The organism is Serratia sp. 506_PEND (genome assembly GCF_001076875.1).
In the GTDB taxonomy this organism is placed as follows: domain Bacteria; phylum Pseudomonadota; class Gammaproteobacteria; order Enterobacterales; family Enterobacteriaceae; genus Serratia; species Serratia marcescens.
The window spans coordinates 1-10,444 of the sequence record NZ_JVEL01000282.1 but is presented as its reverse complement, the minus strand read 5'-3'; the positions used below and the strand labels follow the sequence as shown (position 1 = coordinate 10,444).

8 protein-coding genes are annotated in these 10,444 nt (G+C 61.1%); all 8 read right to left on the bottom strand.

Annotation, left to right across the window (positions count from 1 at the left end; all coding sequences use genetic code 11):
• Positions 1-20: 20 nt before the first annotated feature.
• The 8 genes from ADK28_RS07495 to ADK28_RS07460 all read right to left on the bottom strand — a co-directional run bounded on the left by ADK28_RS07495 (position 21) and on the right by ADK28_RS07460 (position 10,344).
• Entirely contained in the window at positions 21-1,325 is a 1,305-nt protein-coding gene (locus ADK28_RS07495; protein WP_048795309.1) for a c-type cytochrome, read from the bottom strand.
• 11 nt (positions 1,326-1,336) lie between these two features.
• The gene (locus ADK28_RS07490) at positions 1,337-1,795 is read right to left on the bottom strand and encodes a (2Fe-2S)-binding protein (RefSeq protein ID WP_016927823.1); all 459 of its coding nucleotides are present in this window, start codon (positions 1,793-1,795) and stop codon (positions 1,337-1,339) included.
• The gene (locus ADK28_RS07485; protein WP_048795308.1) at positions 1,795-4,017 is read right to left on the bottom strand and encodes a xanthine dehydrogenase family protein molybdopterin-binding subunit; all 2,223 of its coding nucleotides are present in this window, start codon (positions 4,015-4,017) and stop codon (positions 1,795-1,797) included. Before ADK28_RS07485 ends, ADK28_RS07490 begins: the two co-directional genes overlap by 1 nt.
• A gap of 200 nt (positions 4,018-4,217) precedes the next feature.
• Entirely contained in the window at positions 4,218-5,042 is an 825-nt protein-coding gene (locus tag ADK28_RS07480) for a M55 family metallopeptidase (RefSeq protein WP_048795307.1), read from the bottom strand.
• A 16-nt stretch (positions 5,043-5,058) separates the two neighbouring features.
• A complete protein-coding gene (locus tag ADK28_RS07475) occupies positions 5,059-6,114 on the bottom strand; it encodes a P1 family peptidase (protein WP_033640413.1) in 1,056 nt (351 codons plus the stop codon).
• Between the two features lie 323 nt (positions 6,115-6,437).
• The gene (locus tag ADK28_RS07470) at positions 6,438-8,537 is read right to left on the bottom strand and encodes a peptidase domain-containing ABC transporter (RefSeq protein WP_048795306.1); all 2,100 of its coding nucleotides are present in this window, start codon (positions 8,535-8,537) and stop codon (positions 6,438-6,440) included.
• On the bottom strand, positions 8,530-9,804 hold the full coding sequence (locus ADK28_RS07465) for an HlyD family secretion protein (RefSeq protein WP_048795310.1): 1,275 nt from the start codon (positions 9,802-9,804) through the stop codon (positions 8,530-8,532). Before ADK28_RS07465 ends, ADK28_RS07470 begins: the two co-directional genes overlap by 8 nt.
• 261 nt (positions 9,805-10,065) lie before the next feature.
• Positions 10,066-10,344, bottom strand: coding sequence for a hypothetical protein (locus ADK28_RS07460; protein ID WP_033641425.1), 279 nt, complete (start codon positions 10,342-10,344; stop codon positions 10,066-10,068).
• Positions 10,345-10,444: the final 100 nt, after the last annotated feature.

Below are 10,444 nucleotides of genomic sequence, written 5' to 3'. Positions count from 1 at the left end.
ATCTCCCTCGCCGCTTTTCGTTACTGCTTGCGCTGCTCCGCCACCTGTTTGGCGGTGACGCTGCCCTGCTTATCGCCGAAGTGGCCGACCACGAAGTTGGCGACCGCCGCCACTTCCTCGTCGGAATACGCGCTGCCGAACGACGGCATCATCTCATGCCGCTCGCCAACGCTAATGCTCGTCCCCTTCAGGATAGCCTGCACCACGCTGCGCCCCTGCGGATCGTTCACCGCCGTGCTGCCCACCAGCGAAGCATACTCGCTCTGGCGGCCCGGCCCGTTCCACTGGTGGCAGCCGCTGCAGTCGTTGGCGAACATCCGCCGCCCGAGCGAGCTGTCTTGCCCGCCCGGCAGGATCGGGGTGGAAGCCCCCGCGCCCTTCGGCTGCAAGTTCACCGCCGCCGCGCTGTCGCCGGCGATGGGTTCGATGTCGCGCAGGTATTTCACCAGCGCCAGATTATCTTCCGGCGTCAGGAACTGCAGGCTGTTTTCCACCGCTTCCGCCATCGGACCGGCGGCGCTGCTGCGCCCCGGCGCATGGCCGGTGGCCAGATATTGCGACAGTTGCTGGTCGCTCCAGCCGCCGATGCCGGTCTGTTTGTCCGGCGTGATGTTGGCGGCGAACCAGCCCTGCACCACTTCACCGCTCAGGTGCTTGCTCTGGTTAAGACCGAACCCCAGATTGCGCGGCGTATGGCACTCGCCGCAGTGGCCGAGCGCCGTCGCCAGATAGGCGCCGCGATTCCACTGTTCATCCTTGTTGAGATCCGGCGCAAAGCGCTGCTCCTGGAAGAACGCCAGGTTCCAGAATTTCATGCCCCAACGCTGGTTGAACGGGAACGACAGCTCGTTTTGCGGGTTGGCCTGTTTCACCGGCGGCAGACTGAACAGATAATCCTTGATCGCCAGCACGTCATCGCGGCTCAGCCCGGTGTAGGAGGTATAAGGCATCGCCGGATACAGGTTGCCCTGTGGGCCGATGCCCTCACGCACCGCGCGCACGAACTGATCGTCGCTCCAGTTGCCGATGCCGGTTTCCTTGTCGGCGGTGATGTTGGTGCCGTAAATGGTGCCGAACGGCAGCTTGAAGGCGAAGCCGCCCGCATAAGGCGCGCCGCCCGGCGCGGTGTGGCACGCCACGCAGTCGGCGGCGCGCGCCAGGTACTCGCCGCGCGCCAGTTTGTCGGTCATGCCGGCCGGCGCCCCGGCGATCGGCGCCGCAGGCTCAGCGCCGGTGGGCCGCAGCAGCGTATACAGCGCGTATCCTCCCGCCAACACCACCACGGCGATAATCAGCCATAACAGCCCTTTCAAGGCATTGCTCATCGCATCTCTCCCTAACCCAACGCCTTGGCGGCCTGGTGGATGGCGGCGCGAATGCGCACATAGGTGGCGCAACGGCAAACGTTGCCGCCCATCGCCGCGTCGATGTCCGCATCGCTCGGATTCTTGCTTTGCGCCAGCAGCGCGCTGGCGCTCATGATCTGGCCGGACTGGCAGTAACCGCACTGCACCACGTCCAGATCAAGCCAGGCTTCCTGCACCGCCTTGCCTTCCGGCGTGGCGCCCACGGCTTCGATGGTGGTGATTTTTTTGCCGACGGCGGCGGAGACCGGCGTCATGCACGAACGCACCGGCACGCCGTCCAGATGCACGGTACAGGCGCCGCACATGGCGATGCCGCAGCCGAATTTGGTGCCGGTCAAGCCGGCTTCGTCACGCAGAAACCACAGCAGCGGCATGTGCGGATCGCCCTCGAAAGTCAGCGGCTGATCGTTTACGGTTAAATGAATCATCAGGTTCTCTCCTTGTCAGACGCCGGATTCGCAGTGGGATTATGCAGCGGCAGGCTCAGCGAGGTGCGCGGCCGCCCAAGCAGCGCCAGCGCATTGCCGACCGCCGGGGCGATGGTCGGCACCCCCAGCTCGCCCACGCCGGTCGGTTTCTCGGTCGAAGGCACGATGATCACCTCGATCTCCGGCATCTCATCGATGCGCAGCGGGCGGAAGTTATTGAAATTGGACTGTTCGACCACGCCGTCTTTCAGCGTGATATTGCCGTACAGCGCCAGGCTCAGGCCGTAGCCGATGCCGCCCTCGATCTGCGCCCGGATCACGTCGGGATTCACCGCCACGCCGCAGTCCACCGCGCACCACACTTTATGCACTTTGGGGATGCCGCCTTCGCCGATCGACACCTCGGCCACCTGCGCCACATAGGTGTCGAACGCCTTGGCGACGCCCACGCCGCGCGCGCGTCCGTCTACCACTTTAGCGCCCTGCCAGCCGGCGGCTTTCGCTACCGCCCGCAGCACGCCCGCCGCGCGCGGCGCATCGCCCATCAGCGCCAGCCGCCCTTCGACCGGATCCTGGCCGGTTTCCTGCAACAGCTGATCGATAAAGCTCTCCACCGCGTGGCCGGTGTGGGTGCTGGCGACCGACCGCAGCGAGGTGGTCGGCACCTTGCCGGGCACGATATGCGCATCGCAGCGGAAGGCTTCGAAGGTGTATGAGACCTCGCTGGCGCCCTCGACCATCATCTGATCGAGGCCGTTGACCACCAGCGCATCCATCGCGCTGTGGCGCGTCCAGGAGTGGCCGACCACGGTATCGGTCCAGCCCACCACCTTGCCGCCCCGAATGGCGCCGCGCAGGCGGTGCAGGATCATCGGGCGATACCAGCCGTTGCGGATGTCGTCCTCGCGCGTCCACACCACCTTCACGCCGTGGCCGGGGCCGATGCCCTTGGCCGCCGCCGCCATGTCGGCCGCCAGATCCGGCCCCAGCGTCGGGTTGCCTAAATCGATGCGCCGGCCGAAGCTGCCGCCCGCCAGAATGGTTTCAATCTGCACCTTGTCCGGCGGCAACTCGAACAGATCGCACAGCTGCTTATGGTCGAGCGTCTGGATTTGGCAGCCGTAGCGCGCCTTGACGCTCTCGCCGTCCCAGAACAGATAGCCGTCCAGCGGCTCCATCGGCGCGTGCGCGACGTACGGGAAGGTGTATTCGGCCTCGATCACCTTGTCGGCCTTATCGAACACCTCGTCCGGCTTGCCGTGGCTCTTCGCCACCACGCCGGTTTTCTGCGCCACCTGGCGGAATTCGGCGTAGATCTCCTCGGTGTTGCGCCGTTCGGCCTGCGCGTCGTCCCAGGTGACCCGCAGCCGTTCCCGCCCCTGGATCGCCGCCCAGGTGTTTTTGGCGTAAACCGCCACGCCGGTGGCGACCTGCTTCACCGCCACCACGCCCGGCACCGCCAGCGCCCGCTCGGCGTCGAAGGTCGCCACTTTGCCGCCGAAACGCGGCGGTTTTTTGATGGTGACGGTCAACATGCCCGGCTCGTGGATATCCTGCGAGAACTGCGCGCTGCCGTTGGTTTTCGCCAGCGAATCGACGCGGTGCAAACCGCGCGTTTTGCCGATCAGGGTGAAATTGGCCGGATCCTTCAGCGTCAGGCTGGCGGGATCGGGCGGCGGCAGCGTGGCGGCCAGCGCGGCGAATTCGCCGAAGCCCGCTTCGCGCCCGCTGGCGGCATGGCGGATCTTGCCCGCCTGCACGGTGATTTCCTGCGCCGAGGTTTTCCAGCTCTGCGCGGCGGCCTGCACCAACAGCGCGCGCGCCATGGCGCCCATGCGCCGCATTTGCTCATAGGCATTGGCCACCGAGCTGGAACCGCCGGTGCCCTGGAATCCGAAGGCCAGGTTTTTGTAGACATTGGTGTCCACCGGCGCGGCCACGACCCGCACCTGTGCCCAGTCGGCATCGAGCTCTTCGGCGACCAGCGTCGCCATGCCGGTATAGACCCCCTGGCCCACTTCGGTGTGTTTACTGATGACGGTGACGACGCCGTCGGCGCCGATCTGAACGAAGGCGTTGGCGTCTAACGCCGCCGCGCCGGAGGCGGCCGGGGCAGCCGAACGCGCCAGCGCGCCGGTGGACGGCAGATAGGCGCCGATCACCAACGCCCCAGCGCCGACGATAAACCGCCGCCGCGAAAGCGGAACTTGGGATATGCTCATTGCTCATGACTCCAAAAAAGCCGAAGGCGTCACTGCCTTCGGCGAAACAAATCTTGTTATGGGAATGGCTTGTCGCGCCCGTCAGGTGATATAGCGCAACAGAGCAATAATTAGCGTAGCCTATTATCCAGTAGACTTAATGTTGAAGAGGGTTTTTCTATTGGAGAATCGTGCGGTGCGGGCAGGCACCCGCACCGGGGTCAACTCTGCGTCGTCGCCAGATAGGAGAAGACGCTGAGCAGGTTGATTTGCGCCGCCATGTTGTCGCTGTCGAAGGCCACGGTCAGCGCGTCCTGGCGCTCCACGCCAGGCACCAGGCTGAACAGATCCGCCAGCACCGGTTTGGCCGCCATCAGCGTCAGCCGGTAAGGCGGCATAAAACGGCGCTCCACCGGCAGTCTGGCGCCCTGGCGCACCTGTTGCATCGCCCGCTCGCGGATCTCCGCCCGCGCCCGCTGTGGGCTGAGCGATTCGGCGGCGGTTTGCGAGATGGCGCGTTTTACGCAAACATAGCCGGATTGCGGATAACGTTCAGCGATCCAACGTTGCAGCTCGTCGTCACCGCTCACCAGCCACAACGGCACGTTCAACTCCGCCGCCATCGCCGCATACAGATCGCTTTCGCCTACGACCTCGCCGTTCAGGCTGACGCGATAAAAGGCCCGACCGTTGATGGTATGCGCCAGCACGCCGCGTTCGCCGGCGGCGCTGTGATAACCGATGCACATCAGGCCGTCGTAACGTTGATGCTGCAGCCCTTCCACCATCGACAACCCGCGCGGTTTGCCCTGCACCAGGCGCGCCCGCGCATCGATGCGATCGGCGCGCAGGTTCTGCATCATGGCGTGGCTGTCGGCCACCGTCACCTCGGTGGCGCCGCCGGCGAAAGCGCCGTCGATGGCGGCGTTGACCTCCTGCTCCATCAGCTCGCGCGCCGCCGCATAGTCGGCATGGCCCGGGTTGCACTGCTCCGGCCGCATCACGCCGGCAATACCCTCGATATCCGCAGAGATAAAGACTTTCACATCACACTCCCGTTATTTAATTTGCCGCCAGCCGATCGAGCAGCGGGCCCAGCGCCACGCGCGCATGCTGCTGGAAACCGCTGACGCCCTCGGCGCTCAGCAACGCATCCAGCACCGCGTATTCGGTGGCGTCCGCGGCCGCCGCAAACAGCGGCTCCAGCCGTTCGTCCGGCAGCGTGGCCCCCAGCAACCGGGTGGAGAACGCCAGCGCGATGTCGCCGGAGCCGTGCCCCCAATGGCTGCCTACCCGCCCCAGACCCGCGCCCGCACGGCGGGCGATGCGGTTCAGTTGGCGGCTGTCCAGCGCCCGATCGCAGGCGATGATGATGATGACCGAACCGGCGTCCACCTGCGGCGGCGGGTCAGCCAACAGTTTGCCCAGCGCCTGGCCGACGCGCACGCCGCTCAGCGTCAGCGAGTCGAGGGTGCCGAAATTGGCCAGCACCAGCACGCCGAGCGTGGTGCCAAGCCCAGGGCAATAGCGTGAGGCGGTGCCGATGCCGCCCTTCAAGCCGAAACTGCTCATGCCGCGCCCGGCGCCGACGCTGCCGCGCGCAAAGCGGGTGGAATGGTTATCCAGCGCGCTGAAGACGTGCTCCTCACGCACCGCCATCGCCTGAATATCGTTGAGGTAACCGTCGTTACACTCCAGCACCAGCGGGTTAATGGTGGCGCTGCCGCGGCCGATCTGCGGATAACGCAGACAGCTGCGCCGCACCATGGCGTTGAACAGCGTGCCGACGGCGAAGGTGTTGCTCAGCAGAATAGGCGTTTGCAGCACCCCCAGCTCGTTCAGCTGCACCAGCCCCAGCGGCTTGGCGAAGCCGTTGAGCACCGCGCTGCCACACGGCAGCGGCTGGTTAAACAGATCGCCCGGCGGCACGATAGCGGTAACGCCGGTCTGGCATTCGCCGTCGGCCAGCGTGTGATGCCCGACGCTGACGCCCGGCACGTCGCACAGGGTGTCGGTCGGGCCGGCCGGATAGCGCGCGCCCGGCAGGCGGCGATGGCGCCGCCAATAGCTCAGCAGATTGTCGAGGCTTTGTTGTTCAAACGCCTGGCTGTCTGTCATGGTTCCCTCATCCGCCGTCAGCCCATCAGAAAACCAGAATATCGCGCAATGCGCCGCGCCGTAAATTGAAAGCGGAAGCGGGCAGCAAAAATCGCCTTGCCCCGTCGCCGTTCATTGCCTGCACCACTTTGCGTTTGCGGCCGCCCCTCTACGTCAGCCCGCGCGCCACCGCCCCGGCTAGCGGGCACGATAATCGCCGCTTCGGTTATCGCCATGCGAGGAGAACAGCCCGATGAAAGCAATCGTCATTGGCGGCCTGAACCTATTGGGTTTTTAGGGGGAAAAACAGTGTAAATGGCCGGTGCCGCAGGTGATATCCCCCCTTATCCAAAATGTATAACTCGATCTGCCGACGCAATGGTCGTTTCACGATGGGCAATGATCAGCTTAGTGATGTTGAGTCTCTTAATTGCCTGATTCACGGCAGCTTCGCTCTCCTTATCCAGCGCGCTGGTGGCCTCGTCCAGGAACAAAATAGCCGGTTTTTTGTAGATTGCCCGGGCTATGAATAATCGTTGTTTTTGCCCGCCGGACAATCCCTCCCCCAACTCGCCGATCGGGGTTTCATACCCCATCGGCATGCGCATGATCACCTCATGCAGATAGCTGGCACGGGCACAGGCTTCCATCCAGGCATCATCCATCTCGTCCGCGAACCCGCAGATATTTTCCCGGATCGAGCCGGAGAACAGTTTGTCGTCCTGCATCACGCAGGCAATCATTTTGTGGTAGTTGTTGATGCCGAGCTGCCGGATATCGACGCCGTTCACCTCAACCCGCCCTGAATCCGGGGTAAACAGTCCGCACAGCACCTTCATCAACGTGGTTTTGCCGGCGCCGGACGGGCCCACGATGGCCACGCTTTCGCCTGGCGCAACGCTGATGTCCAGGCCATCAAAAATAGCCGGTGACTGGCTGTCGTAACGATAGCTCAGGGCATGGGTCGTCAATCCCAAAGGTTGCAGGCCCGCCGTGTAAGGGTGATCGGGCTTACGCGCCTCCCGCGGATGCAGGGCGATATCAGCGATGCGCTCGTTATGCAGGCTCATCATGCGCAGCTGCAGCAAAAATTCCGTCAGCGACCCGATGCGATCGGAGAACTGCCCCCGAAAGGCGCCGAACGCCACGAACATGCCGAGGGTCATCTGGTTATCGATCACCAGGCTGGTTCCTAACCACAGAATGACGATCTGGTCACACGCCGCTATAAAGGTGTTGATCCCGCCAAACAGCATGTCCATTCGGGTGACGCGGATACCCGTGTTGATGGTGTCGATTTCAAGGTTTAGCCAGTGAGCGATGCGGCGTTCTGCCATGCCCTGCATCTTGACGGTAGCGATACCGTACAGCGTTTCCATAAAATACGAGCCGGCCCGAGCCTCTCTCACCAGCGCCTCCTCGGACAGCTGACGGTAATATCCATAGGTAAGCAGCCGCATCAACACATAAAGCGCGGTGAAAGTGAGCACTACCCAGGTCAGCCAGCCGCCATACAGCACCATCATCACCAACACACCGATCACCATGATGCCGTCCATGATGGCGCCGACGATACTGGTGGTGAAAGTGCTGCGCAGCGTATCCAGTGAACCGAAGCGTGACTGAATGTCACCCAGTTTACGACGTTCAAAGTAACCGAGTGGCAGGCGCAACAGATGGGTGAACAACCCGGCCTGCCACTGAACGTTGATAAGCGTCGCCATGACCAATCCTGACCATGCCCGCACCATGCCGATGGCAGCCCGCAACAAGATAAAGAGCATCAATCCGGCGCAGATGAGCGACAGTAACCCGCGATCTCCGGCAGGAATAGCGTGATCCATCACCAGCTGCGTGCCGATGGGCATCACCAAGTTGATGGTTTCGAACACCAGAGACAGGCAAAAGATTTTGCCGAGCGCCCCCTTGAGGCCATGCACGCTGCCGATCAGCGTGCGAAGATGAATGCGATGACGGACGCTGTCGGCGGTGAATTCGCTGCCGGGCCAGGCCTCAAGCGCTATGCCGGTGAAACTGTGCGACAGTTCCGTCAGGCTGACGGCCCGGCGCCCGCGCGCCGGATCATGCAGCACCGCGCGGTGGCCTTTGATGCTGACCAGCACCACGAAATGGTTGAATTCCCAGTGCAGAATGCAGGGCAGTTTTAGCGCACCGAGTTCGTCCAGATCCAGAGACAGAGGACGGGTGCTCAACCCCAATTGCTCGGCGATACCGGTCAGTCCAACCAGCGTTGCACCGCGGGATGACAGGTTGAACTGCCGGCGCAGCGCGATCAGGTCGATGTTTTTGCCGTAATAACCGCAGATCATCGCCAGACAGGCCAGCCCGCATTCCGACGACTCGGTCTGGTGCACCATCGGAACCCGGTGGCGCAGCCGCAGATCCAGTTGGCTGACCCGCTGTTTGAATGTGGTCCTACTCATTGACTGGCCCCGTCGCGCTGTGTTTCATGTCGTAGAACGGCGAGAGCATCCATTGATACATCTTCCTTTTTTCCAGAAACAGAGTGCTTTGCGCTTTCATGCCGTTTTCCAGGCTCAGGCGTTTACCGTCATAGGCAATGGCCTGTTTCTCCGGCATGACGATCACCTTGTAGTACGGCACGGCGGCGGTCAGCGCCGTTTTGGGCGCTCCCTGGTAGGTCAGCATTTCCTGCGGCGAAGCCGGGGCTTTGGAGATGACGGACACTGTGCCGGCGAACTGACCAAATTTCTCCGCCGGAAAGGCGTCATAGCGCACATTGACCTTATCGCCGGCGGCGATGTAGGGGATGGCGTCGTTGGGCACCCACAGTACCAGGGCATAGCGATCGATGTTTTGCGGGATAATCTGCAGCAGACTGTCGCCGACGTTGACCATTTGGCCAACCGTGACGCTCAGCGAATCGATACGGCCTCCGGCCAGCGCGCGAACGATAATATCGCCAGTGGCATCTATGTTTTGCCGCTCCTTTTGCAGCTCGTAGCGCTGCAGCTCCATCTGGTAAATCTGGTTGTCGAATTCGGCACCCTGGATATGGATCTGGCTTTCCAGCGCGGTGATCTGCAGCGCATTCTGTTCGTTCTGGCCGGACAGGCCCAGCAGGTTGTTCTGCTGCTGGTAATACAGCGCCACCTGGTTGGTAAGCTGATCCTTATTGATCAGCCCCTTGGTCTGATAGTGCCGGTAGTTCTCCATGTTTTCCTTCATGATGCGTATCCCTTCCTGGGCGCGTTTGAGGATATCAGTGGAGCGGGTGAATGCAGCGGTGTATTGCGCCTTCTGTTGTTCCAGCATGATAAGCGTGGCCTGCTTGCTGCTTTCCAGTCGGTTGATGATTTGCGCAATGCGTGCCAGCTGGCCATCGATATCGCGGCGCTGGTTGTCGCTGATCACACCGCTACGGGTGCTCTTGCTGACGTCAATCTGGTAAATGGGGGCACCAACGGCAATCACCTGCCCTTCGGTGACGAATTGTTTGACCACTATCCCTTGGACGGCGGAATAGACGTTGGCGGCGCGCGGATAAGTGCTGATCTCGCCGGTCACGTTGACCCGCCGGGTATAGGTACCGGCGATCGCGAAGGTGAGAAAGGCGATGAAGAAAAACAGGCAGAGCCCTGTCGTGCCCCAAACGGGAATACCGGGTAGCAGGAGCGCCCTGCCACGCCATTTCATTCTCTGATTATCGATCGCTTCCTGGCGAAACATGATCAGCATCCCTTATTGATAGCTAACATTCAAATTCACAGGCTATTGTATTGACAATAAGACAAGCAGCAGGTCAGTTAATTTTGGCGAGAGGATATGAAACTATTAAAGTAAACGCCTTTAAATCTTCTGAGTGATCCTGGCGCCAATAGATTTTTATGAACGTATGTTTCACTCAATGGCAATGTCATATCCAGGGAAAATCAGAGAAATCCAGTTCGATAAGCCTTTTTATTTCTTCAAATCCAACAGTATCTGACCCTAACTCATTTCCATCGTGGCGAAATAGACTATCGTCATAACAATAACACAAATAGAACAAAACAATAAATCACCGGAAAAATATTTCAATGAATCCAAATAATCAGTGCTGTTCTTATTTAATTTTTTAATGGCATCGCTTCCGTTATCAGCCTCCACTTCGACATGATGCTTTCTGAATCCCTTCCGCTTCATATCCTTAATAATTTCTCGTGTAACCACTTCCTTTCTTAGCACTTTTGATTCATCCCTCTTTATAAAAAAAATATATCTATTCATCATATACCCCCTCTCCGTTATCAGACGATCTTTTTCCACTCCCATCGCGATCCTGCCATCCACCCGACACCGCATTGAATTGGCTGCTTAAAATTTCCTT

Excerpts from the sequence above, each read along its gene's own strand:
- ADK28_RS07495 (WP_048795309.1), bottom strand. The coding sequence starts at position 1,325 with ATGAGCAATGCCTTGAAAGGGCTGTTATGGCTGATTATCGCCGTGGTG.
- ADK28_RS07490 (WP_016927823.1), bottom strand. The coding sequence starts at position 1,795 with ATGATTCATTTAACCGTAAACGATCAGCCGCTGACTTTCGAGGGCGAT.
- ADK28_RS07485 (WP_048795308.1), bottom strand. The coding sequence starts at position 4,017 with ATGAGCATATCCCAAGTTCCGCTTTCGCGGCGGCGGTTTATCGTCGGC.
- ADK28_RS07475 (WP_033640413.1), bottom strand. The coding sequence starts at position 6,114 with ATGACAGACAGCCAGGCGTTTGAACAACAAAGCCTCGACAATCTGCTG.
- ADK28_RS07470 (WP_048795306.1), bottom strand. The coding sequence starts at position 8,537 with ATGAGTAGGACCACATTCAAACAGCGGGTCAGCCAACTGGATCTGCGG.
- ADK28_RS07465 (WP_048795310.1), bottom strand. The coding sequence starts at position 9,804 with ATGTTTCGCCAGGAAGCGATCGATAATCAGAGAATGAAATGGCGTGGC.
- ADK28_RS07460 (WP_033641425.1), bottom strand. The coding sequence starts at position 10,344 with ATGAATAGATATATTTTTTTTATAAAGAGGGATGAATCAAAAGTGCTA.